This is a genomic window from Uniformispora flossi (genome assembly GCF_049534875.1).
GTDB classification, from domain to species: Bacteria; Actinomycetota; Actinomycetes; order Streptomycetales; family Streptomycetaceae; genus Yinghuangia; species Yinghuangia aomiensis.
The window spans coordinates 163,315-187,701 of record NZ_JBMULZ010000006.1; the positions used below are offsets into that span (position 1 = coordinate 163,315).

General features: G+C 71.5%; 20 protein-coding genes. 6 read left to right on the forward strand and 14 right to left on the reverse strand.

The annotated features are described in order from the left end of the window. Positions 1-98 precede the first annotated feature (98 nt). From purB to ACPA54_RS15995, 4 genes are all read right to left on the reverse strand, one after another. Positions 99-1,544, reverse strand: a complete 1,446-nt coding sequence (purB, locus tag ACPA54_RS15980) for an adenylosuccinate lyase (RefSeq protein WP_423530198.1) — start codon at positions 1,542-1,544, stop codon at positions 99-101. Between the two features lie 223 nt (positions 1,545-1,767). Then, positions 1,768-2,673: an LLM class F420-dependent oxidoreductase gene (locus ACPA54_RS15985; RefSeq protein WP_423530200.1), complete on the reverse strand. Its 906-nt coding sequence runs from the start codon at positions 2,671-2,673 to the stop codon at positions 1,768-1,770. 83 nt (positions 2,674-2,756) lie between these two features. Further along, a complete protein-coding gene (locus ACPA54_RS15990; RefSeq protein WP_423530202.1) occupies positions 2,757-3,929 on the reverse strand; it encodes a Cmx/CmrA family chloramphenicol efflux MFS transporter in 1,173 nt (390 codons plus the stop codon). Between the two features lie 313 nt (positions 3,930-4,242). Next, positions 4,243-5,874, reverse strand: coding sequence for an alpha/beta hydrolase (locus ACPA54_RS15995; RefSeq protein ID WP_423530204.1), 1,632 nt, complete (start codon positions 5,872-5,874; stop codon positions 4,243-4,245). A gap of 198 nt (positions 5,875-6,072) precedes the next feature. Between ACPA54_RS15995 and ACPA54_RS16000 the strand changes: the two genes are divergently transcribed. Next, positions 6,073-6,405, forward strand: coding sequence for a YnfA family protein (locus tag ACPA54_RS16000; RefSeq protein ID WP_423530206.1), 333 nt, complete (start codon positions 6,073-6,075; stop codon positions 6,403-6,405). Between the two features lie 42 nt (positions 6,406-6,447). On the opposite strand, the gene ACPA54_RS16005 is transcribed toward ACPA54_RS16000, so the two are convergent. After that, complete coding sequence (locus ACPA54_RS16005; RefSeq protein ID WP_423530208.1) at positions 6,448-7,485, reverse strand: EamA family transporter; 1,038 nt, start codon at positions 7,483-7,485, stop codon at positions 6,448-6,450. 147 nt (positions 7,486-7,632) lie between these two features. Further along, entirely contained in the window at positions 7,633-8,241 is a 609-nt protein-coding gene (locus tag ACPA54_RS16010; protein WP_345676064.1) for a TetR/AcrR family transcriptional regulator, read from the reverse strand. A gap of 106 nt (positions 8,242-8,347) precedes the next feature. On the opposite strand from ACPA54_RS16010, the gene hpnH reads away from it, so the two are divergent. After that, positions 8,348-9,352, forward strand: coding sequence for an adenosyl-hopene transferase HpnH (gene hpnH / locus ACPA54_RS16015; RefSeq protein ID WP_345676063.1), 1,005 nt, complete (start codon positions 8,348-8,350; stop codon positions 9,350-9,352). 98 nt (positions 9,353-9,450) lie between these two features. Here the strand turns inward: hpnH and ACPA54_RS16020 are convergent, their stop codons facing one another. Then, positions 9,451-9,735 carry a hypothetical protein gene (locus tag ACPA54_RS16020; protein ID WP_423530211.1) on the reverse strand — a complete coding sequence of 95 codons (285 nt, stop codon included), beginning with the start codon at positions 9,733-9,735 and terminating at the stop codon, positions 9,451-9,453. A 102-nt stretch (positions 9,736-9,837) separates the two neighbouring features. Between ACPA54_RS16020 and ACPA54_RS16025 the strand changes: the two genes are divergently transcribed. Next, a complete protein-coding gene (locus ACPA54_RS16025) occupies positions 9,838-10,797 on the forward strand; it encodes a helix-turn-helix domain-containing protein (RefSeq protein WP_423530213.1) in 960 nt (319 codons plus the stop codon). A 73-nt stretch (positions 10,798-10,870) separates the two neighbouring features. Here the strand turns inward: ACPA54_RS16025 and ACPA54_RS16030 are convergent, their stop codons facing one another. From ACPA54_RS16030 to ACPA54_RS16040, 3 genes are all read right to left on the reverse strand, one after another. Next, positions 10,871-12,646, reverse strand: coding sequence for a cholesterol oxidase substrate-binding domain-containing protein (locus tag ACPA54_RS16030; protein ID WP_423530215.1), 1,776 nt, complete (start codon positions 12,644-12,646; stop codon positions 10,871-10,873). Positions 12,647-13,085: 439 nt separating this feature from the next. Next, positions 13,086-13,385, reverse strand: coding sequence for a putative quinol monooxygenase (locus ACPA54_RS16035; RefSeq protein WP_423530216.1), 300 nt, complete (start codon positions 13,383-13,385; stop codon positions 13,086-13,088). A gap of 98 nt (positions 13,386-13,483) precedes the next feature. Further along, positions 13,484-14,233 (reverse strand): hypothetical protein, encoded by a 750-nt coding sequence (locus tag ACPA54_RS16040; RefSeq protein WP_423530218.1) that lies wholly within the window; start codon positions 14,231-14,233, stop codon positions 13,484-13,486. A 269-nt stretch (positions 14,234-14,502) separates the two neighbouring features. On the opposite strand from ACPA54_RS16040, the gene ACPA54_RS16045 reads away from it, so the two are divergent. After that, positions 14,503-15,120 (forward strand): dihydrofolate reductase family protein, encoded by a 618-nt coding sequence (locus tag ACPA54_RS16045; RefSeq protein ID WP_423530220.1) that lies wholly within the window; start codon positions 14,503-14,505, stop codon positions 15,118-15,120. Between the two features lie 316 nt (positions 15,121-15,436). Here the strand turns inward: ACPA54_RS16045 and ACPA54_RS16050 are convergent, their stop codons facing one another. Next, a complete protein-coding gene (locus tag ACPA54_RS16050; protein ID WP_423530222.1) occupies positions 15,437-16,720 on the reverse strand; it encodes a phosphoribosyltransferase family protein in 1,284 nt (427 codons plus the stop codon). Between the two features lie 676 nt (positions 16,721-17,396). After that, complete coding sequence (locus ACPA54_RS16055; protein ID WP_423530224.1) at positions 17,397-18,998, reverse strand: phytoene desaturase family protein; 1,602 nt, start codon at positions 18,996-18,998, stop codon at positions 17,397-17,399. Positions 18,999-19,089: 91 nt separating this feature from the next. Between ACPA54_RS16055 and ACPA54_RS16060 the strand changes: the two genes are divergently transcribed. Beyond that, positions 19,090-20,400, forward strand: a complete 1,311-nt coding sequence (locus ACPA54_RS16060) for a hypothetical protein (protein ID WP_423530226.1) — start codon at positions 19,090-19,092, stop codon at positions 20,398-20,400. A 170-nt stretch (positions 20,401-20,570) separates the two neighbouring features. Further along, positions 20,571-21,842: an outer membrane protein assembly factor BamB family protein gene (locus ACPA54_RS16065; protein WP_423530228.1), complete on the forward strand. Its 1,272-nt coding sequence runs from the start codon at positions 20,571-20,573 to the stop codon at positions 21,840-21,842. A 130-nt stretch (positions 21,843-21,972) separates the two neighbouring features. Here ACPA54_RS16065 and ACPA54_RS16070 read toward each other — a convergent pair whose 3' ends face one another. Next, positions 21,973-22,419: an SRPBCC family protein gene (locus ACPA54_RS16070; RefSeq protein ID WP_423530230.1), complete on the reverse strand. Its 447-nt coding sequence runs from the start codon at positions 22,417-22,419 to the stop codon at positions 21,973-21,975. Between the two features lie 92 nt (positions 22,420-22,511). Next, on the reverse strand, positions 22,512-24,041 hold the full coding sequence (locus ACPA54_RS16075) for an NADH-quinone oxidoreductase subunit D (protein ID WP_423530232.1): 1,530 nt from the start codon (positions 24,039-24,041) through the stop codon (positions 22,512-22,514). Between the last annotated feature and the right edge of the window lie 346 nt (positions 24,042-24,387).

Sequence of the window (24,387 nt, forward strand, 5' to 3'; positions counted from 1 at the left end):
GCACCCGGGCGCCGTTCACGTCGTGCCGCGTGGCGCGAAACGCGTGGTGCCGCGTGGTGCGTGTCAGGTCGCTCCGGTGCCGCGTTTTGTGTACCGCGTCAGAGAATTGCGCCCGGACGGTACTTTGCCGCCTCCGGGTACCGGTCGGCGACGGTGTCGACGCGGCGGACGACCTCGTCGACCTGCGCGGCCGCGGCACCGGTGAAGGCGAGGCGGTCCGCGAGGATCGCGTCGAGGTCGGTGCGGCTGAACGGGAGGCGCGCGTCCGCGGCGAGGCGGTCGAGGAGGTCGTTGCGCTCGGCGCCTTCCTCGCGCATCGCGAGGGCGGCGGCGACCGCGTTCTCCTTGATGACCTCGTGCGCGGTCTCGCGGCCGACGTCGGCGCGGACCGCGGCCATGAGGACCTTGGTGGTGCCGAGGAACGGCAGGTAGCGGTCGAGTTCGCGGGCGATGACGGCCGGGAACGCGCCGAACTCCTCGAGGACCGTCAGGAACGTCTCGACGAGGCCGTCGAAGGCGAAGAACGCGTCGGGCAGGGCGATGCGGCGCACCACCGAGCAGGACACGTCGCCTTCGTTCCACTGGTCGCCGGCGAGTTCCGCGGTCATCGACATGTAGCCGCGCAGGATGACGGTGAAGCCGTTGACGCGCTCGCACGAACGGGTGTTCATCTTGTGCGGCATCGCCGACGAGCCGACCTGGCCGGGCTGGAAGCCTTCGGTGACGAGTTCGTGGCCGGCCATCAGCCGGATCGTCTTGGCGAGCGACGACGGTCCGGCGGCGAGCTGGACGAGCGTCGACACGACGTCGAAGTCGAGCGAGCGCGGGTAGACCTGGCCGACGCTGACGAGCGTCGCGTCGAACCCGAGGTGCGTCGCGACGCGGTTCTCCAGGTCGGCGAGCTTGTCGCGGTCGCCGCCGAGGAGGTCGAGCATGTCCTGGGCGGTGCCGACGGGGCCCTTGATGCCGCGCAGCGGGTAGCGGGCGATGAGGTCCTCGAGGCGGGCGTACGCGACGAGGAGTTCGTCGGCGATGCTCGCGAACCGCTTGCCGAGGGTGGTGGCCTGTGCGGCGACGTTGTGCGAGCGGCCCGCCATGACCAGTTCGGCGTTGTCGGCGGCCAGCTCGGCGACGCGCACGAGGACGGCGACGACACGGTCCCGGACGAGGTGCAGCGACTGGCGGATCTGGAGCTGCTCGACGTTCTCGGTCAGGTCGCGGGACGTCATGCCCTTGTGCACGTGCTCGTGGCCGGCGAGGTCGTTGAACTCCTCGATGCGGGCCTTCACGTCGTGCCGGGTGACGCGCTCGCGCTCGGCGATCGAGGCGAGGTCGACGTTCTCGACGACGGCTTCGTAGTCGGCGATCGCGGACTCGGGCACGTCGATGCCGAGGTCGGCCTGCGCGCGCAGGACGGCCAGCCACAGACGGCGCTCCAGGACGACCTTGTGCTCGGGCGACCACAAGGTCGCCAGGTCGGCGGAGGCGTAGCGGTTGGCCAGGACGTTCGGGATGCGGGGCTTGCTCGCAGGCTGGGGCGTCACGTTCGGCAAGCTTAACGGCCGGGGGCGGGCGGGTCGGCGGCGGCTCGCTGGGTGGGACGCGGGCTGGGGATGACGCGACGGTAATGGGGTGCCGATTGCCGAGGCTGTGGACAACGGTTTTGCCTGGCACCCGCGCCCTGCGGAAACGTTGTGTTCCGGGGGACCCCCCAGCCCGGTGTGATCATCAGCCCGGACGTGGGGATCCCTGCGGCTCACACTCGGCTCACCCGAGCAACGCCCCCGCCAGCCGCCGCCACTCGTCGCGCGGCAGCCCGGTCGCGCCCTCGCGCGACGGCAGCACGTGCAGCGTCACCTCGTCCGCCCCCGCCGCCAGGTGCGCGCGTACCCGCTCCGCCACGGTCTCCTCGTCGCCCCACGCCACGATGGCGTCGACCAGCCGGTCGCTGCCGCCGTCCGCGATGTCGGCGTCGGTGAAGCCGAGCCGCTTCAGGCTCGCGGTGTAGTTGGCCAGCCGCAGGTACATGCCCATCGCGTCACGGGCGATCGCGCGCGCCTTGTCCGCGTCCGTCTCCAGCAGCACCTTCTGCTCCGGCGCCAGGAACGCGTCGGCGCCGAGCGCGGCCCGGGCCGACGCGGTGTGCTCCGGCGTCGTGAAGTATGGGTGCGCGCCCACGCTCCGCTCCCCCGCCAGCTCCAGCATCTTCGGGCCGAGCGCCGCCAGCACCCGCCGGTCCTTCCCGATCCCCGCGGCGTCCAGCGCGTCGAGGAACGCCCGCATCGCCGCCAGCGGCGGCAGGAACTCCATGCCTTCCCGGCGCATGAACTCGGCGTGGCTCACCCCGAGCCCGAGCAGGAACCGGCCCGGGTGCGCCTTCTCCAGCTCCTCGACGCCCGCGATGGCGTCGGCGGCCGTGAACGCGCGGATGTTGAGGATCCCGGACGCGACGCGCAGCTGTTCGGTGGCGTCCAGAATCGTACGCGCGTTCTCGAACAGGTGTCCGGGGAAGGCCCCGCCGATCCACACGGTCGAATACCCGAGCGACTCCGCTTCCGCGGCCGCCGCACCGACGTCCGGATCCGACGAGAACCGGTCGACCCGCTCCCACAGCCCGATCCGCCCGCGCACCGCAGCCCCGTCGAATCCGTTCTCGGCCCTGTTCCCGGCCATGTTCCCGGCCATACTGCCTCCCGATCGTGTGCCTTTCCGGGTGGCAACTCGGCGAGAGCGCGAGGCATTCCACGGAACCCGCGTCACCGGCGCACGTCCAGACCACCCGCGAGCACCGCACGCGCCGGGAACGCCACCGCCACGGCCGCGGCCATGAGAACTCCGCTCGCCCACAACGGCCCAAGGTCACCGACCGAACCACCCAGGCCGGCCGCCGCGATGAGCGGCCCACCGGCGGCACCGATATTCAACGCCGCCGTCGCGTAGGAACCGCCCATCGCCGGGGCACCCGCCGCCTCGTACAAGACCCGCGTGATCAGCGTGCCGCCCAACGCGAACGAGAGCGCCCCCTGCACGAACACGAGTGTCAGCAAAGCCACCGGCCGCTCCGCCAGCACCGCCAGCGCGAGCCAGCCGACAACCAGCAGCGGCCCGCAGACCGCAACCACCGGACCGGAGTTTCGGTCGGCCAAACGTCCGGCCGCTGTCACACCGACGAACGACCCGGCACCGAACAGCACCAACGCAACGGAGATCCACAGCTCGCCCAGCCCGGCCGTGTCGGTCACGACCGGAGCGAGGAACGTGAAGCTCGCGAACGTCGCCGCGTTCACCAACGCGGCAAGCAGCATGACCAGCAGCAGCCGCGGAGCCTTCAGCACACCCAACTCCGCACGCAGCGGCGACCCGCCCGTCGGCTTCTCCGGCCCGCGCCGCGCCGGAATTCCCGCCACAATCCCCAGGGCCGCAGGCACGCACAGCGCGGCAACGGCCCAGAACACCGCCCGCCACCCGAGCAGCGTCCCCAGCACGGCTCCCCCGGGAACCCCGGCAATGGTGGCCACCGTCGTCCCCGACAAGAGCACCGCCAGCGCACGCCCCTTCTTGTCGGCAGGGACCAACGACGTGGCGGTCGTCAGCGCGACCGCGAGGAACCCGGCATTGGCGAGCGCGGCAACGACCCGCGTCGCACACAGGACCGCAAAGCTCGACGTGACGGCACCCACGGCATGCGCCGCCGCGAAGACGAGGACGAACCCGAGCAGGCTCGACCGCGCGGGCCACCGCCGGGCGAGCGCGGCCATGAGCGGCGCTCCGACGACCATGCCGATCGCGAAGGCCGAGGTGAGCGCGCTCGCCGTCCCGACGGTGACGCCGAGGTCCGAGGCGAGGTCCGGCAACAGGCCGGCGAGCATGAACTCCGAGGTGCCCATGGCGCACACGGCCAGGGCAAGCAGATACAAGGGAAGGGGCATCGAGTGGCTCCGAGACGAGGAGAACGACGGAAGGTCATCTCGTCATCGCGGTCAGCACCCCATGGGGCCGCACGCGCCCGGCCGCAGCACGCGGCAGGACGGCAACCAGGGAGTTTCAGCGGGGGTTCAGGGGGCTGACGGCGTGACCGCAAGCCCCCGACCTGTCCGACTCGGGACTCGACACGCCCCGCACGCTACCGCCCTGAGCCCACGGAGGCACCCCTATTACACGGGGCGCCGCGGAGGCCGACCGCTTGTCGGCCGGCCTCCGCGGCGAATTCCGGGCATCGCCGGGTCCGAGCATCACACCGGCCTAGTCGCAGTTGAGGTCGCCCGGGAGTTTCCCGTCCAGCAGGTAGCCGTCGACCGCTTGGTCGACACACGAGCTTTCGCGGTAGAACGCCACATGGCCGTCGCCGTCATAGGTGATCAGCGACGAACCGGGGAGCTGCTCCTTGTAGCGTGCCGCCGCGACGTGCGGGGTGGCCGGGTCGCGCGTCGTACTGATCAGAAGCAGGCCGGGCAGCTTGGCGGCGTCCAGCCGCGCGGGACGGTCGGCTCCGGGCGCCGCACAGTCCGCGGCCCAGCTCCACACCACGGACGGGCCGACGACCGGCGCGGTCGCGGAGACGTCCCGTCCGAGCGCGGCGGCTTCGGCGGCGCTCAGAAAGCGGCCGTCCGCACAGTTGATCTCGAAGTAGCCCGGGAGCGAGGACTCCTTGTAGGTGCCGTCCTTGGCACGGTCGGCATATGCATCGAAGGCGTTGAGCATGTACTGGGCGTCGCCCGCGTACAGCGACTTCAGGATCACCCGCAAGCTGGGCCACCCCTGGGGGCTATACAGGTAAGCGCATATGACCGTGCTGGCCATGCCCTCGTCGACGGCCCTCTTGCCGACCTTGGCAGGGGTTGCGCTCAGCTTGTCCAACGTGGCGCGCATGCTTGCGGTGGCGTTGTCGACGCTGCCCTTGAACGGGCAGTCGGCCTTGCCGATGCAGTCCTTGGCGAAGGCACGGAAGGCCAGTTCGAAGCCTTCGGCCTGCTCGCGCGCCAAGGTCATGCGGTCGGACGCCGGGTCGAGCAGGCCGTCCAGCACCAAGCGGCCAACCCGGCCCGGGTGTCGCTGGGCGTAGCGGGCACCGAGGTAAGTGCCGTACGACGTGCCCACGTAGTTGAGCTTCTCGTCGCCGACAACGCCGCGCAGGACGTCCATGTCGTCGACTGCCTCGGTTGTGCCGATGCGCGGGAGCAGGTCGCCCATGCGGGCGGCGCAGCCCTGTCCGAACTCCTTGAGCACGGCGGCGGCGGACTCCACCTGGGCGGCGTCGGGCGTGGGGTCGATCGACTGGAGGCGGTCCATCAGCGGGCCGTCCGCGCAGTCGACCTGGCCGCTGCCGCCGGTGCCGCGCGGGTCGAAGCCGATGATGTCGTACCGCTCGGCCAGGCCGGGGCGGGACGCCGCGAGGTTGGTGACGGTGTAGCGCACCCCGCTGCCGGGGCCGCCCGGGTTGGTGGCCAGGGACCCCAGGCGGCGGTCCGTGCCGCCCTGCGCGGGCAGCCGGTACACCGCGACCTCGATCGACTTCGTGCCGGGCGTGGCGTAGTCGAGCGGGACGCGGAGCTTGGCGCACTGGAGTTTGCGGTCGACGGCCGCTACGGCGGAGTCGGCCTTGCGCGCGGCGGGGTCGGCCTTGCAGGGCGCCCAGTCGAGCTTCTGTGCGTAGAAGTCCTTGAGCGCGGGGTTGTCGGCGCCTACCGGCGGCGGGGCCTGCGGGGACGGGGTGGCTGCGCCCGGGGCCGGGGACTGGGCCGCGGGGGTGGTGGCGTTCTTGGCCGTGGTGTCGGCCTTGTCGGAGGACGAACTGCAGCCTGTGACAAGGGCGGCTGCGACCAGCGCGGCGGGCAGAGCGCGGCGCAGGAAGGGGGATGAGGGGACGTGGTTCACAGGCAGAGAGGTATCACCCGGCCGAAAACCCTGTTGAGGCACCCCTTGGTTGGAGTGCGAAGGGGCGCAATGGCCTAGGGGTCCGTAGGCGCAACGTTTCCGCATGCGAGCCGTGGATGGTACGAAAGTCGTGCACAGCCGCCCGGTTGTCCGCCGCCGTGACGGCTGATGTCCGCCCCTGTGCCGTAGCGTTCCGCCATGTCCGTCGCTCGTTCGCTCGCTCTGTTCGTTCTTGCTGCGCTTGCCGAGATCGGGGGTGCGTGGCTGGTGTGGCAGTCCGTGCGCGAGCACAAGCCGTGGTGGTTGGCCGGGCTCGGGGTTGTCGCGTTGGGGGCGTACGGGTTCGTGGCGACGCTGCAGCCGGACGCGCATTTCGGGCGGATCCTGGCCGCGTACGGCGGGGTGTTCGTGGCGGGTTCGCTGGTGTGGGGCATGGTGTTCGACGGGTTCCGCCCCGACCGGTGGGACGTCACCGGCGCGGCCGTCTGCCTCGCCGGCGTCGCCCTGATCATGTACATGCCGCGCCGCTGACCCGGAACAACCGAAGCTGCCTGCGGCATCCGGCCTGCGGTCTCACGGTTGCGGTGGTACTCCCCCGGTTGCTTCGGCCAGCGTCGCCCGGTCCAACGGTGGTTCCGACGTCTGTGTGATGGTCACCCCGGCGCTGGCCGCCACGACCAGGGCGATGCCGCCGACCTGGATCCACGCCAGGCTCTGGTCGAGCACGACGAACCCGGCCGCCGCGGCGACCGCGGGTTCCAGGCTTGCCAGCAGTCCGAACGTGCCCGCCGACAGCCGCTTCATCGCGAGCATTTCGCACGAGTACGGCACCACCGACGACATCAGCGCGACCACCAGTCCGAACCCGAGCGTGCCCGGCTGCACGAGTTCCGTTCCGGCGCCCGCGATACCGAACGGCATGACGAGCACTGCCGCGACCGCCATCGCCAGCGCGAGGCCGTCGACGCCGGTGAAGCGGCGCGCGGTGCGCGTCGCGACCATGATGTACGCGGCCCAGAACGCCGCCGCGGCGAGGACGAAGGCGACACCCGCGCCGTCGAGCCCGGAGAACCCGCCCTTGCCGAGCAGCAGGACGCCGACCGCGGCCAGCACCACCCAGAACATGTCGCGCAGCCGCCGGGACAGGACGACCGCGAGTCCGAGCGGTCCGAGGAATTCCAGCGTCACCGCGGGACCGAGTGGCAGTCTCGCGATCGCCTCGTAGAAGCACAGGTTCATCCCGCCGAGCGACACGCCGAGCCCGACGACCGTCAGCAGGTCGGCCCGCGAGCGTCCGCGGATCTTGGGACGCACCACCGCGAGCATCACGATGGCCGCGATCACCAGGCGCAGCGTGACCGCGCCCTCCGGTCCGACCCGTGGGAACAGCTTCGCCGCGAACGCGGCGCCGAACTGGATCGACCCGGCGCCGATCAGCACCAGCAGCACGGCCTGCCCGTTGGTCCGCGGTCCCCGTCGGCCCCATCCGTGCGCGGCCGACTCGGACGACGCCGGGCCGGTCGGGTCCGGCGCGGCCGTCGGGGTGGTCGGCGGCGCCGGGGTTGCGCCGGGTGCGGCGGCAGGGGTGGGCGCGCCGTGCGGAGGTGTCATGCGTACGACGGTACGGAACATGCCCCGGACGGCGGAAACCGGGCCGGTCACACGTATGACGTCTACGCGTCCCCCGTGTCCTCGCGTTCTTCGGGTCTCCCGCGGTGTCCCGGCCTGCGGTCGTCCCCGGTCCGTCCCGGGTCCGGCTCAGCCGCGCCGCAGCCCTGCCAGCACCCGGTCCACGACCTGTCCGGCTTCGCGCCGTGCGGTGTCGGGGTCGTCCGCGCGCGCCGTGTAGAGGCTGGCTTCGGAGAGCAGCGCGGCCAGGAGTGCGGCCAGCGGTGCGACGGGCAGTTCGTCGATCTCGCCGTTGGACATCGCCCGGCGCAGCCACTCGGCGAGCAGGCCGTGCCCGTATTCCTCGACGAGTGCGTCCCACGCGCCGGGGCCGAGGACCGCGGGCCCGTCGATCAAGACAATCCTCTGGAAATCGCCCGTCGTGCAGACGTCGAGGAAGGATTGGAAGCCGTGTCGGAGTTGATCCCAGGGTTCGTCGGGTTGTTCCTGGGCATGACGCAGCTCGTGGGTGACCAGGGCTTCGGCGGCTTCGCCGGCGACGGACGCCATGACCGCCCGGAAGAGGTCCTTTTTGTCGCGGAAGTGATGGTAGAGCGCGCCGCGGGTAACCCTGGCGCGGGAAACGATCTCTTCGGTACCGGTGGCCGCGAACCCGCGCTCCGCGAACAGCTCGCGGGCGGCCGCGACCAAGGCGTCGCGGGTGTCGGCGACGTGTTCTGCCCGACGCGTGACCCCCATACAACCCTCCCGTGACATACAGACTGTATGTTAGATCTTGACAGTATCCGGGGGTCCCGGGCAAACACGCATGTCCGGCCGACGGGGAGAGAGGGGCGAGGCCGTAATGGGTCTGCCGCTGAACCTGGCCGCGAAGATCGGCACGCATCTCGTCAAGCAGAAGATCAAGCGGAACGACAAGTTCACGATGATCGTCGAGATCGAGCCGCTGTTCGCGTGCAACCTCAAGTGCGGCGGCTGCGGAAAGATCCAGCAGCCGCACGACGTGCTCAAGAAGCGCATGCCCGTCGAGCAGGTGGTCGCCGCCGTCGAGGAATGCGGCGCACCGATGGTGTCCCTCGCGGGCGGCGAGCCGCTCATGCACAAGGACATCGACAAGATTGTCGAGGCGCTGCTGCGCCGCAAGAAGTTCGTCGTCCTGTGCACGAACGCCGTGCTGCTGCCGAAGCACCTCCACAAGTTCAAGCCGAACCGGAACTTCGCGTGGATGGTGCACCTCGACGGCCTCGAGGAGCGGCACGACGAGGCGGTCGCGAAGGAAGGTGTGTTCAAGGAGGCGGTCGCGGCCATCAAGATGGCCAAGGACGCGGGCTTCCAGGTGTTCACGAACAGCACGTTCTTCAACACCGACTCGCCGGAGTCGGTGCGCGAGGTGCTGGACTACCTGAACGACGACCTCAAGGTCGACCGGATGCAGATCTCGCCCGGGTACGCGTACGAGAAGGCACCGATCCAGAACCGGTTCCTCGGCGTCGAGCAGACCCGCAAGATGTTCCGCGAGGCGTTCGGCGAGGGCCGCCGCAAGAAGTGGCGGCTGAACCACTCGGCGCTGTTCCTGGACTTCCTGGAGGGCAAGCGCGAGTTCGAGTGCACGCCGTGGGCGATCCCGTCGTACTCGCTGCTCGGCTGGCAGCAGCCGTGCTACCTGATGGCGGACGGCTACGTGCCGACGTACAAGGAACTCATCGAGACGACCGACTGGGACGCGTTCGGCCGCGGCAAGGACCCGCGCTGCGACAACTGCATGGCGCACTGCGGTTACGAGCCGACGGCGGTCCTCGCGACCATGGGTTCGCTGAAGGAAAGCCTGCGCGCCGTCGTGGCCGGCTGACCGGGGCGCCCGGCTCGCCCGCGCACGCCTGCGTACGTCGAGGGGCGGATCACGGACTCGGGTCCGTGATCCGCCCCTCGTTCATGCGTCGTGTCGCGTCACGCGGCTCGGCGGCTTGATTCCTCGGCCGGGCGCCGGGCGCTCGTGGCCGACGCGGTGGTGGTCCCATAGTGCAGGACGCGGGCAACTCCCCCATTGCCATGAGCTCTTGCCCCGTCCCCGCCGCCTCCGTCGTCGTCGTTGCGGTCGCGGCCGGTGTCGGCGGGGGTGCGCGGGTGCCAGTCGCGTCCGTCGCGGGAGTCGGCGGTGTGTCCGGTGGCGGCGAGGGCGCCGAGGAGGGCCAGCGCGGCCAGGCTTGCGAGGGCGAGGATTGTCGTCGTCATGTGTCCAGAGTGCCGCCGCGTCGCCCTGGGCACGAGTGGCAGGACTGCCATCATCGGACAAGATACTGCCAACAGCGGCGCGCTTCTGGCACAGTGTCGAACATGCTGAAAAACGTGGTCGCGGTGGCACTGCCCGGCATCCACCCGTTCGAACTCGGGGTCGCCTGCGAAGTGTTCGGCATGGACCGCAGTGAACACGGACTGCCTGCGTACGATTTCGCGGTCGCCACACCGAAACCCGGCCGAGTCCCCACCAACGGTGTCTTCGGGTTGGACGTGCCCGACGGGCTCGACCGGCTTGCCGACGCCGACTTGGTCATCGTCCCGGCGGCCAGCGACCACGCGCGCAACGGGCCGCTGCCGGCGGAGCTGCTCCAGGCACTGCGCGACACCGTGGAACGCGGGGCGCGCGTGCTCAGCGTGTGCTCGGGGGCGTTCGTGCTGGGCGAGGCGGGGCTGTTGGACGGGCGGCGGTGCACGACGCACTGGATGTACGCGGAACGCCTCGCACACCGTTATCCGGACGCGATCGTCGAGCCGGACATGCTGTACGTCGAGGACTCCGGCGTGGTGACCGGCGCCGGGACCGCCGCCGGGATCGACGCGTGCCTGCACATCGTGCGCCGGGAGAACGGCAGCCGCGTCGCCAACACGATCGCGCGCCGCATGGTCGTCCCGCCGCACCGGGACGGCGGCCAGGCGCAGTACATCGCCCGCCCGCTGGCGCACACCGAGACACATCCGATGCAGGGCACGCTGGACTGGCTGCGCGCGAACCTGCACGACGATGTGACGATCGATCAGATGGCGGCGCACGCGCACATGTCGCCGCGGACGTTCGCGCGGCGCTTCCAGCAGCACACCGGGACCACCCCGTACGAGTGGCTCATCGGGCAACGCGTGCTCGCTGCACAGGAGTTGCTCGAGGAGACGGCGCTGACGGTGGAGGCCATCGCGACGCGGACGGGCTTCGGGAGTGCGGCGACCCTGCGGCACCATTTCGTGCGGCGGCGGGGCGCGACGCCGCACGCCTACCGGAGGTTGTTCCGCGACGCGGCGTAACCCGGCGCCGCGCCGCGGGGTTTGGTGCCCGGCACCGTACGCGTCCGGGCGCGCACGGTGCCGGGGGTTCCGGTCAGGGCAGCAGTACGTCCAGGAACGGGTTGGAGAACACCCGGGCCGGGTCGTACCGGTTGAGGGTGGCGCGCGCGGCGTCGAAGTTGTCGCCGACGGCTTGCCCGGTGCGGAACGCGTCGGAGATGCGGCCGGTCACCGCACCCATGTCCGTCCACGGGCCGGAGGTGCTGTAGGCCCAGCCCTTCGACCATTCCGGGCGGACGCACGCGTAGCTGCCGGTGTAGTTGGCCCAGATCCACGCGTCGATCTGCGGGTAGAAGTCGTTGGCCGCGGGCGTGCCCGGCAGCGTGGCGACGTCCAGCCAGACGACGGTGTCCCATTCCGGGTGGTCGGGGCGCGGCCGGGCGGCCGACAGCTGCGGCACGACCGCGCCGGCCACGGCGACTTCGTCCGGGCGGTCGACGCCGGTGACGCGGATCTCGATGGGCGAGTTGCACGGGTACTGGCCGTTGCCCTGGAACGCGCCGATCAGCTGCGTGTACTTCGTGTAGAACTCGCTGACCACACGCTGGACGTCGGTACGGCGGCACAGCACCGCCCAGCCGCCTTCGTGGATGCGCAGCGTGGTGGGTTCGACGAAGAGCTGGGTGTTCTTCGACCAGCCCCAGATGTCCCACGTCCAGGTCGCGATGAGGCCCGAACCGGCCACCGCCATCTCGCCGTTGGTGAAGGTGGGGGTGCCGGACACGTTGCCGGTGACGACCTGGGCGACGAAGTTGGCCTGGTCCTCGGTGACGAAGTTGGCGAACGTGTAGTTGTACGGGCCGTTGACCGTGGTGGACACCCACGGCTTGGACGGCGCGACCGACCACACCTTGAGCCACGGCACGGTGGTGAACGGGAACCAGATGAGTTCGATGCGGCCGGTGTCCCGGATGTAGTCGGCGAGCTTCTTGCCGCTGCTTCCGGGCGGGCCCATGAGGGTCCCGATCTGGTCGTGGTAGAAGCTCTGGCAGCGCAGCCGCTGGTTGGCGTTGGTCTGCAGGGTGACCTCGGTGACGAACGCGCGGCCGAGGTGGACGAGGAACGCGCCGATGTCCGGGTCGGTGCGCGCGAACGTCTTGAGGACGTACGCGCCGGCGCCCGCGTCCCACACCACGGCGGTGAGCGACAGGACGAGGTTGCTGAGCGTGCCGTACGTGCCGCCGGTCGGCCGGGTCTCTCCGGACGTGGGGATGCCGCTGCCGTGCGCGCCGATCGCGAGGATGCCGCCGATGCTCAGCGCGCCGGGCGCGGTGGTGGCGATCAGGCCGCGGCCGGCCGCTTCGAGCGTGTTGAGGAGTTTGTCGACGGTGGCGCCGGCCTGGGCGGTGACGGTGGCCGGGTTCCCGGCGTTGACGGTGACCGCGGTGAGGTTCTTGGTGAGGTCGACGAACACCACCTTGGCGACGCTGCTGCCCTTGGGCTGGAGGACCGGCGACCAGTTGTGGCTCATGCCGCGGGCGCGCACCCGGTAGCCGTTGGCACGCGCCCAGTTGGCGATCGTGACGACGTCCTGCGGGGTGGCGGGCACGGCGGTCCAGACGTCGTCGATGACGATCTCGCCGGACCAGTTCTTGTACTGCTGAAGACCGAGCGGGATGCCCGCCGGGAACCCGGGCGGGGCCGGGGTCGCGGCCTGGGCGGCGGACACCAGCCCGAGCGGCGTCCACGCGGCGGCCGCGGCAAGCGCGGCGGCGCCCGCGAGCACCCCGCGGCGGCTGGGCCCTTCGGTGGGAGTGGAGCCTTCGGCACTGCGCGCGGACCCCGGGTCCGGCGCGGTGGGTGCGGACATGCGAAACCTCCGGGGGCAGGTCGACTGCGGTGGAAGAGCCGCGGAAAGCGGCGGCGTGGAACGGAGGATCGTGGCTGCTGAGCCTGACGCGCACGGTCGCGGACGGTTTCCCAAGATCGGCGCGGATCAGCCGATTTGTCGGGTCGCGCCCACGCTCACGCGCCGAGGCTGGTGGGTCCGGACAACGAAGTCAACACATACGGAACGCAGATGCGCAGGTCACACGTGTCACCAGCGAAATCGTCACGTGTCACCGCACGGAACGATCACGTGGCGTGGTCAATTCGGTTGGTGGGTACGGGGGTTCGGGCTGGGGGCGAGGGCGGGTGGCGCACGGGGGTGGCGGGCGCGGGGCGGGGCGGGCGCGGGGCGGGGCGGGCGCCCGGTCCGCGGCACAGCGGCCCGTACAGCGGCCCGGCGGTCGACTGCCGGGGCCGGGTCAGGCGCCGAGGCCGCCCGCGATGTCCAGCTCTCGGCCGGTGAACTCCCCTGTCAGCAGCGGCAGGGCGACCGCGATCGCTTCCTTCGCCTCGGGCAACTGCAGGGATGCGTCGTGGCGTTCCTTCGACTCCCAGACCTCGGTGACCACGATCATGTCCGGGTCGCCGACGTCCAGTCCTACGACATAGCTGCGGCAGCCATGGTCCCACAGCCCCTCGGCCGCGGCCAACAGGATCGCGACGACCTCGTCGCGCTTGCCGGGCTTGGTCTTCATCGAGCCGATGTAGCCGTGTGCCATGTCCGTGCCGTCTCCTTCGCCGTGGCCGCCGCGACCACCGCCTGGGGGTTTCGCCGATTCGGCCGCGACGGATCGAGTCCGCCTTCGGGATCACTCTGTCACGGGGCGGGGTTGGGTCCCGGCTGCCAGGGTTCGGGGGTGCGGGGCTTGCGGTAGCGCCCCAGGGTGAGCAGAACGCTCATGGCGACGATCCACAATCCGACCAGCCACAGGGCGATCCACCACGCGTAGGGCACGAACAGCGCGATGCCGATGACGATCGCCACCCAGCCGAGCCACTGCGGCACCGGGGTCGTGCCGGGCTCGGCGCGGACCAGCGCGAGTCCGGAGCCGAGGGCGAGCAGGCCGAGACCGGCGACGGGGATGACGAAGTTGTCGTGCGCCAGAGCGTTGAGGGCCTGCAAGGCGGCGGGCTGCGTGCGCGGCTTGTCCGCGGCGTCGATCAGCGCGAACGCGATCCCGCCGTACAGCCACAGGCCGATGGCCGTGACGAGGCCGCCGGCGAAGGCGACGTTCGGGAGCCAGGCGGTGCGTCGGCGGTCGCCGCGTACCGCGTGAGCAAGCTGCGCGGCGAAGAACACCAGGAAACCGGCGGCGAGGGTGAGGAGCCAGACGGCCCACACCTGGCGGGTTTCGTGCGCTTCGTAGAACTGGCCGACCTGGTTCCCACTGGCACCCACGCCGGGCACCTCGCCGCTGACCGCGAACGCGATCACCAGAAGGACGATCGCCACGACCCCGGCGAGCGGCCCCAGACGGGTGATGTCGGAGGTTCCGGGACGTGTGGTGCCCGTGGGGTGTGGGGGTGGCGTGGGCTGGGCGGGTGGTGTGTGGGGTCCGGGGTCCATGGGGCGCTCCAATCCGGACAAAGCGCGCGATACTCACCATGCTTCCACCACACCCCGGTGACCGATGAGTTTTGCCGGCAGCGGCGGTCTACCCCGGTGGGCCATCGAAACGGCTTCGAACCGGCTTGGAGCTGGCTTGGAGCCGGCTTCGAAGCGACTTCGAAGCGACTTGGAGCCGGGACTTCGGACCGGCTTCGAAGCGGCTTGGAGCCAGCTGCGAACCGGCCTTGCTCCGACTTCACCCGACCCGGGAAAGGACCATCCCAGCCATGCGACTCACCCTCACCACGTTCCTGACTCTCGACGGCGTCTACCAGGCGCCTGGCGGCCCCGGGGAGGACCCGAGCGGCGGGTTCACCCACGGCGGGTGGTCGGCTCCGTACGGCGACGAGGATTTCGGCCGCTTCATGGCCGAGGTGTTCGAGAACGCCGATGCGTTCCTGCTCGGGCGGAGGACGTACGAGATCTTCCGCTCCTACTGGCCGCGGCACGACGACCCGGCCGACCCGATCGCGTCGCGCCTGAACCACCTGCCGAAGTACGTGGTGACCGAGACCCTCCCCACCGTCGACTGGAGCGGCAGCCGGATCCTGTCCGGCGACCCGGTCAAGGCGGTCGCCGCGCTGAAGGACCAGCCCGGCCGCGAACTCCAGATCCACGGCAGCGGCGCCCTCGCCGGGACGCTGCTGGCCGCCGGCCTGGTGGACACGCTCAACCTGCTGTCGTTCCCGGTCGTGCTGGGCACGGGCAAACGCCTGTTCCGCGAGGGGGCCATGCCCGGCGCCTACGAGCTGGCGGGCTGGCGGACCACGCCGAAGGGGGTGGTGATCAACACGTATGAGCGACGCGGGGAGGTTGTGTACGGGGACTACGCGGATGAGGGGTGAGGGGCCGACGCTTCTCCGGACAGGCCACGGGGGCGGGTCGGCCTCGCGCCGGGCTGCGTCATGGGCACCCTTGCGTTGGCCGTCTTGGGCGTGCCCGGGCGGTCGTGCGGCCGGCGATCCGCGGGGCGTCCCGCCCGCCGGGTGGCGTTGGGGTGCCGGGCGTTGGGTCGGCTTGACGCTGTTCGGGCGGCGCGTCGACGTCCCGGTTGCGTTCGCGGGTGACGCACGCCGTTCCCACGTCGGCGGTGAGCTCTCTCTCCGTGCCGCGGGCGTCGGTTTTCCGCTTGGTCCGTCGCCCTGGGGCGTCGGCGGTGGCCTATCCGACCGGGGTCGGGGCCATGTGGCTGGTGAACCAGTCCTGCGCCAGGTCGGCTACTTGTTCGAGGGCTCCGGTTTCTTCGAACAGGTGTGTGGCACCGGGGACGAGGATGACGCGGCTTTCGCCGTGCAGCCACGTGTTGGCCTGCTCGTTGAGCTGGACGACCAGGTCGTCGGCGCCGCCGACGATGAGCAGGGTCGGCGCGGTGACCGCGGCCAGGCGCGGCCAGGCGAGGTCGGGGCGGCCGCCGCGGGACACGATCGCGGCGATGTCGGCGTCGGGTTCGGCGGCTGCCCAGAGTGCGGCGGCGGCGCCGGTGCTGGCGCCGAAGTAGCCGATCGGCAGACCGGCCGCGGCGGGGTGGCCGCGCAGCCAGCGGGTCGCGGCGGTGAGGCGGCGGGCGAGGAGTTCGGTGTCGAAGACGTTGCTGCGGTCGGCGGCTTCGTCGGCGGTGAGCAGGTCGAACAGCAGGGTGCCGAGGCCGGCGTCGTTGAGGACGCGGGCGACGTAGCGGTTGCGGGGGCTGTGCCGGCTGCTGCCGCTGCCGTGCGCGAAGACGACGACGCCGACGGCCTCGTCGGGCATGTCGAGCCGGGCGCCGAGGCGCAGTCCGGCGACCGGGATCTCCAGGTCGCCGGTGTCGGGCGGGGCGGTCGGAATGCCGAGGGCTTCGAGGACTTCCTCGTCGGTCGTCTGTGTGAAGTTGGCGTAGAACTGGCCGATCGCGAAGAACTCGATGGGCGCGGCCACGCACACGAGTTCGTCGGCCGCGCGGCCGAGCCGGTCGGCCCAGTCGTACGGGGCGACGGGCACCGCCAGCACGACGTGCGCCGCGCCGCGGGTGCGGGCGATCCGGCAGGCGGCGAGGGCGGTGGCGCCGGTGGCGATGCCGTCGTCGACGATCAGGACGTTCTTGCCGCGCAGGTCGGCCGGGCGCCGGTCGCCTCGGTAGCGGCGGGCGCGGCGTTCCAGCTCTTCCGTCTCGGCGAGTTCGACGGCGGCCAACTCTCCTGGGGATATTCGCACTTGCGCGATGACGTCGTCGTTGAGCACGCGGGCGCCGCCCTCGCCGATGGCGCCCATCGCCAGCTCGGGCGCGTAGGGCACGCCGAGTTTGCGGACGATGGCGACGTCGAGTGGGGCGTCGAGTTCCCGGGCGACTTCGGCGGCGACGACCACGCCACCACGCGGCATGCCGAGCACGACGACGTCGGGCCCGGCGAACGATCCGAGTTCGGCGGCGAGCCGCCGACCCGCGTCCCGGCGGTCCTGGAACAACACGGCGCGGCCTCCTTCGGGGCCCGGCGTTCACGACCCCCTCGCACTCGACGCGGCCTTCGGCGCCTCCTGCCCGCCCCGACACCTTCGCCGCCGCGGTGCGCGCACCTGGCTGCTGCCTTGCATTCCACCCTACGCCGCGGGGGGAGGGTCGGGATGCCGGGCGACGGGGCCGGGTCGGGGGACGGCGCGGTGTCTGGTGGCACGGGGACGAGTCGGGTCGGGTCGGGTCGGGGCCGGCGCGGCGTCCGATGGGCAGGGGGACGCATCGGGTCGGGTCGGGGCTGGCGCGGCGTCCGGTGGCAGGGGGACGCATCGGGTCGGGCCGGGTCCGGCGCGGCGTCCGGTGGCAGGGGCCGGGCCGGGTCTGGTGGACGCGGGGCCGAGTACAGCCGCCGGAGCAGCCCCGATGGCATCGGGCTGCGGGCCGGACGTGAACTTGAGCAGACCCGGGCCGAGGCGGCGTTGCGTGGCTCCTTTTGTTCCGCCAACGGTTGAACGGCGGAAACGTCACACAGCGTTCTCGACCGAGTGAGCCCGGCTCACACGGGCGTTCGAATCGACCGCCTCACCAGGCGCTTCCGCAGTTCCGCAGTTCCGCCGCCCATCCCCCGCGAATCCGCGCAACCGCCCGTCCAGCCATCCGCCTGCCGATCATCCCGTCGGTCCAGCCGTCCGCCTACCCCCGCCCCAGCACCACCATCGCCGCATTGTGCCCCGGAATCCCGCTCACCCCTCCCCCACGCCGTGCCCCCGCACCGCACAGCAGAAGACGGCTGTACCGCGTCTCCACACCCCACGTCCCGACGTCCGCGTCGTCCTCGGCGTACGGCCAAGCCAAATCCCGATGGAAGATGTGCCCCGCCGGCAACCCGAGTTCGCCTTCCAGATCCAGCGGTGTCCGGGCCTCGACACACAACCGTCCCTCGGCGTCGCGCATCAAACAGTCCTCGATCGGCTCCGCAAGCACACTGTTCAACGACGCGAACGTGGCCCTCAGCACGGCATCCCGCGCCCCGTCGTTGTCGGCGGCAAAGAGCCGCGCCGGCGTGTGAAGGCCGAACCACGTGAGCGTCTGCGCCCCCGAAGCCCGCAACTCGGGCCCGAGGATCGTGGGATCGGTCAGCGTATGGCAGTACATCTCCCCCGGCACCGGCGACGGCACCCGCCCGGCCTCCGCCGCGGCGAACGCCGCGTCCAGTTCCGCATACCCCTCGTGTACGTGGAACGTCCCGGCGAAGGCCTCGCGCGGATCGACGCCCGGATCACGCAGCCGAGGCAACCGCGACAGCACCATATTCACCTTGAACTGCGCACCTTCCGGATGCGCCTGGACCTGCGCACCCTCCGGCCCGCCGCCGACACGCCCGGAATCGGTAGACAGCGGAGCCGCGCCCTCCCCCAGCAACCCCTCCAACACCCGCGGCGCCACCGCTGCCAACACCCATTCCCCCGTCACCCGATACTCGGTGTCGCCGCTGCGATACCGGACTTCGCCGTCGGGGGTGACCGCGGTGACTTCGGCCCGCGTCCGCAGATCCGCTCCCGCGCCGCGCGCCGCCGCCGCAAGCGCCGCCGTGACCGCGCCCATCCCCCCGACCGGCACGTCCCAGTGCCCCGTCCCTCCCCCGATGACGTGGTAGAGAAAGCACCGGTTCTGACGCAAGGACGCATCACTCGCACGAGCGAACGTCCCGATCAGCGCATCCGTCAGGACGGTCCCCCGGACCGCGTCGTCACCGAACTCCTCCTCGATCAGCCCGCTCAGCGGCCGCGTGAACACCCCGCCCCAAAGCCGCTCGTCGCCCACCACCGCCCGGAAGTCGTCACGGCCGCGCAAGGGTTCGGTCAGTGTCGGGAAGACGCGGGCGGCCATCGCTCCCAGTGCTGTCCCCACCCGCTCCCACGCGTCGGCGTCGTGGGCGCCCGCGAAGCGGGTCAGTTCGGCGCGGGTCCGGGCGGCGTCGGACGAGTCGGACAGGAATCCGCGGTCGCCGGACGGGGTGTACGCGCCGATGTGCCGTCTGCGCAGCTCCATCCGCAGCCCGAGGTCGTCGGCGATCTTCCGCGGGAACAGGCTGACCAGATACGAGTACCGCGACAACCGCACGTCCACTCCCGCGAACGGCCGGATCGACACGGCCGCGCCGCCGACCTCGCCGCGGCGTTCCAGGACCACGACCGACCGTCCCGCGGCGGCCAGATACGCGGCCGCCACCAGTCCGTTGTGGCCGCCGCCGACGACCACGGCGTCGACCTGCCCGGCATCCCGTACGGTCACGCCTGCCTCCTCGTGTGCTCCCCGGCCCGCTCCGGGATTTCCGGCGAAACCCCTGGTCGGAGGCGGGTCCTCGCTGCCATGATCTCGCTACGTGACTCCCTTCCGCAGCTTCGCCGAGCAGGCTCGGCGGAATCGATTCGCCGCGCTCGCGCGCACCGTGCCGGTCACGGTCGGCATGGTGGCCGTCACGGCGGGCGCGCCGGTCTTCGGCGGCACCTTCCTGCAGCGCTATCTGGCCGCCGTGGTCGCCTCGCACCTGGTCCGGAACGGGCTGCACCGGCTGTGGTGGCTGGCGTCGGCCCCGGTGTTCGGTATGCGCGTCGTCGCCGACAAACTCGGCAGCGGACGTCCTCTCGAGGCCCGCATCGACGGCGACCGGCTCCGGGTTCGTGGCGCGGTGCCCTGGGGAGCGTCGGTGGATCTCGCCCCGCGCACCGAGGCCACGAGCCGGCTGCGGGTGTGGCTCGGATGCGCGGCCGAGGTCGTCGCGTTCGCGGCGCTGGCAACGGCGGCCGGGCTGCTGTTGCCCGAGCCGTACGGTTGGGCGGGCGCGGCGGGTATCGCGTTGGGCACCGTCACGGTGGTCGCGCCGCATCCGGTGTCGTCGACGCCGGGCTGGTTCCTGTTCGCGATGCCGTTCGCGGACCGTGCGGCGTTCGACCGGGTGAAGCGGTCGACGGCGGAGGTCAAGATCGCGCATCTGTTGGCGGTGGGGGATGCAGCCGCCGCAGCGGAGGCACTCGGGCAACTCGACCGGAAGTCCTGGTCGGCTCAGGCCTACAACGCGGAACTCGCCGTGCTCACGCTCGACTTGGATCGAATAAGGCCGGACACCGGGTTCGCGTGGTTCGCGATCGCGCCGTCCGGCCCCGATCGCGCTCGCACGGCACAACATCGGGCGCGCCTGTTGGCATACGCACGCGAAGCCAAGCTCGGATGGGACTCTCCCCGTCCTCCGTCGTTCCCGGTCCACGTGAACGAGTTGCACTGGCTGGCGGCCGTGGGCTTGACCCTGGCACCGCCTTCCCCCACCACCGACGCTTCCGCGCTCTTCCTCCTGACCGGCGGCTCCCCGGGTCCGGCCGCGCTCGCAGCCGACCGGGCGGCGTATCACTCGCGCTCCCCGATCACCGCCGCCAACGCCCTGTGCACGGCCGCGATCGCGTACAGCATCACCCAAAAGCCGGAACCCGCGGCGCGGGCGTTGCGGCAGGCCAAGGAGCTGATGCCGGGGCTGCGGCGCATCGCCGTCGCCGAGCCGTGGGTGGACATGGCGTCGGGGAAACGCCCCGCCGTCCGCTCCGATGAGCAGGCCGAGCCGGACCCCGACCGCGACGCCTTGCTGTCCCCCGACGCCTACCGCGCCCGGTACGCCACAGACGAGGAGGCCTGGAAGTGGTGACGCCGCCGGGGTCCACCGGGCCCGACGAGCCTACGGTTCCAGCCGAACCTGGGGATCCGGCCGAGGCGGCTGTTCCGGCCGAGCCCGCGGCTCCCGCCGAGCATGGCGATCCGGCCAACGCAGCGGTTCCGGCCGAGCCCGCGGCTCCCGCCGAGGCCGCGGTTGCAGCCGTGGCCGCCGACACAGCCGGAGCCCCGGATGCCCCCCGCAGACGCTTCTCCCGGCGCCAAGTCCTCTTCGGCGGCGCCGTGGCCGCGGCCGCGATCGTGGGCACCACGGCCGCCCTGCGCCAGGGAGCGAAGCCGCGTGGGGCCGCCCCGTCGCATCCCCGCGGGCCGGGCAAGGGCGGGCAGGGGCACACTCCGGGTCCGGGCCAAGGGCCGGACGACGTCCCCGGTCCCCGTCTCCCGCCCGGCCCTCGGGGCGCGGTCCGCTGGCAGTTCGAGTCGTTCGGGGACGGTGCGCTCACGCCGACGTACGACGCCGGTGTCCTGTACGCGGGCGGTGCCGCCGGCTACGCGCTCCAAGCGTCGACCGGAAGGGCACTGTGGACGTTCGATGCCGAAGACCCCGTCTCGATCCCCGTCTCCGCCCCCGCCTGCGCAGCCGGCACCGTCTTCTTCGCGGCCACGTCCCTCTACGCGTTGGACACGGCCACCGGCAACACGCGGTGGCGGCAAGCAGCCCCGGCGGCCGGGAGTCCTGCGTTCGGTGATCCGGTCCACGCCGGCGGCCGGGTGTTCGCCGGTTTCGGCGAGTCCTTGGTGCGGGCGTTCGATGCGGCGACCGGTGACGAGCAGTGGCGGGCGGCGGTCGGCGGCTTCGTCCTCACGTCGCCGACGGTGGCGGACGGTCGGCTCTTCGTCTCCACGTCCGACGCGAAGGTCCAGGCGTTCGACGCGGCAACCGGCCGCCGGCTGTGGACACATGGTCTCGGACGCCCGTTCGACGTGCCGGTGGCGGTCGCCGACGGCATCGTCTACGTCGGCGCGGCCGACTTCGCTCCTCCCCGCGGCCAGGGATCCGCCCTCGTGCACGGAATTCGCGCTCTGGACGCGGCAACCGGCGCTCCCCGTTGGGCGTACCGCACCGTGCAGTACCCGAGCAACGTGGCCGTCGCCGGCGGCGTGGCTTACTTCGGGACGGCGAGCGGCACCGTCATCGCCCTGGACGCGGCCACGGGTCGGCTGGTCTGGCGGCGCGACGAACTGCCCGAAGCCGGGAGCGGCATCTCCCTGGTCGACGGAACGCTGTACGTCTCGGGCGACCGGAGCTTCTCCGCCCTCGAAGCGGCTTCCGGTGCCGTCCGCTGGTCGGGCGTGTCCCCGGAGTTCTTCGGCCTCTCCCCTGTCGTGATCGCGAGCGACGGCCTGGCCGTCGTCTGCGACGATTCGGGACGCCTGACCGCGTTCGCCCCGCCGTCCGACGGCGCCCCGGTGTGAGGCTGCGGGGTCCGAGGCCGCGGGTACGGGGCGGCGGGTGTCCGGTCGCGGGTGTGAGGTCGCGGGTGTTGTAGGTCGCAGGCCGGGCGATCGCGGGTGTGCCGCGGGCCGGGCGGGTGCGGCTGTCGGCTCAGACCTCGTGTTCCAGGACGTCCTTGAGCTTCTGCTCGTTGCGCGGCAGTTCCTTCTTGACGTGCGGTCGGACGACGAGCGGCAGCATGACCTTGCCCATGCCGTGGCCCTCGAAGTCGAGCGCCATGGTGACGCGCGACCGGGTCCCGTCGCCGATCGGTTCGACGGTGCCGCGCACGTGTCCGCGGACGGGCCCGTCGATGCCGTCGACGCGCCAGCTCCGCGGCGGGTCCAGCTCGGTGTACTCCATCGTCATCGGCATTTCGCGGCGTCCCATGCGGCGGGTCACGACGATCCGCGAGCCCACCGCGGTCGGTTCGGTGCCGACCGGGCGCACCGCGACCGCGCTTTCCTGCCATTCGGGCAGGTGGGACCAGTCGGCGAGGTACGCGAACACGTCCTCCGGACTCCGCGCGATGTCGATGCTCTCCTTGATCGCAGACATTTCGCCCCCTCGGGCGTTTTGTGTTGCGTTACGTCTCCATCCTCGCACCGCCGCGGGTCGGTGCACCCGTCGTGGTCTCCGGCAGCCGGCGTCTACCGGTCGACGCCGCCCAGCACCGGATCCGTGCTGGCCAACGAGGCAATGACGTCGGCGACGAGCCCGCCTTCGACCATCAGCGGGACGGCCTGGAGGTTGGTGAACGACGGGTCGCGCAGATGCACGCGGTACGGCCGGGTGCCGCCGTCGCTGACCAGGTGGCAGCCGAGTTCGCCGCGCGGCGATTCGACGGCGGTGTACACCTGGCCGACGGGTACCCGGAAGCCCTCCGTGACCAGCTTGAAGTGGTGGATGAGGGCTTCCATCGACTCCCCCATGATCGTCTTGATGTAGTCCGCCGAGTTGCCGAGCCCGTCCGCACCGAGCGCAAGCTGCGCGGGCCACGCGATCCGCTTGTCGGCGACCATGACGGGGCCGGGTTCGAGCCGGTCCAGGCACTGCTCGACGATGCGCAGCGATTCCTTCATCTCGGCGACGCGGACGCGGTAACGGCCGTAGGCGTCACATGTGTCGGTGGTGGGGACGGCGAACTCGTAGGTCTCGTACCCGCAGCACGGCTGCGTCTTGCGAAGGTCGTGCGGCAGCCCGGCGGCGCGGAGGATCGGCCCGGTGACGCCGAGCGCGAGGCAGCCGGTGACGTCGAGGTAGCCGACGCCTTGCGTACGGCGCTTGAACACCGTGTTCTCGTCCAGCAGTTGCTCGTAGTCGCGCAGCCGGTGGGTGAGTGTGGCGACGAGTTCGCGTACGTGCGTCTCGGCATCGTCGGGCAGGTCCTGGGCGACCCCGCCGGGCCGGACGAAGCCGTGGTTCATGCGCAGCCCGGTGATGCGTTCGAGCACGTCGAGGATCAGCTCGCGCTCACGGAACCCGAACGTCATCACGGTCAGGGCGCCGATTTCCATGCCCCCGGTGGCGATGGCGACCAAGTGCGACGAGATGCGGTTCAACTCGGCGAGCAGGACCCGGATGACGTTGGCCCGGGGCGGGATGTCGTCGGTGATGCCGAGCAGCCGCTCGACACCGAGGCAGTAGACGAGTTCGTTGAAGACCGGCATGAGGTAGTCGGCGCGGGTCACGAACGTGACGCCTTGCGTCCAGGTCCGGTACTCGCAGTTCTTCTCGATCCCGGTGTGCAGGTAGCCCACGCCGAGCCGGCATTCGACGACGGTCTCCGCATCGAGTTCCAGGATCAGCCGGAGCACGCCGTGGGTGGAGGGGTGCTGGGGGCCGAGGTTGACGACGATCCGCTCGTCCGGGGAGTAGTCGGCGTCTTCGGGCCAGTCGGTCAAGGGGGTGTGGGGGTGGGAGTGGGAGTGGGGGTCTCGCGGCTCGGTGGGTTTGTTGGGGCCTTTGGGGTCGCTGGGGTTCTTGGGGTTGGTGGAGTTCTCAGGTCCTCTGCGGCTTGTCGGATCGCCGCGGTTGCCTGCGCCCGAGGCGGTGGGGTTGCCGGTGCCGGAAGCGCCGGTGCCGGCGGCGTGGGGGTTGGCGGCGTCGGACGCGGTGGAGTCGCCGATGTCGGACGCGGGAGTCCTGCCGGGGTCGGCGGGGTCGCGTGGAGAGGCCATAGGTCCAGTCTCTGCGCGATCTGGGCGGGGCGCCGCTGCGGGGGAAGTCCTCGGGAGAGGGAAGGCGACTGGGTCGCGGGCGGTGCGAGAGCGTGGGCGGGGTGCCGGGGTGCGCGCAGGGTGCGGGCGACGTGGCCTGGTACGAGGAGGGGTTACGGCGGCTTTCGGCAGATGGGACTTGGGTCGCGCGCGGTGCGGCGACGGTCCGGGAGGTCGTCGTACCGCGCGCTCCCGGGCGGCCGCGGGTTCGGGCTGCGGATGGTGCTGGTGCCGCGTTTCGTGATGCTGCTCCCCGTCAGCCTCAACCCGGGCCCTGCCCCTGACCGCGTCGATTACCGGGTCAAAG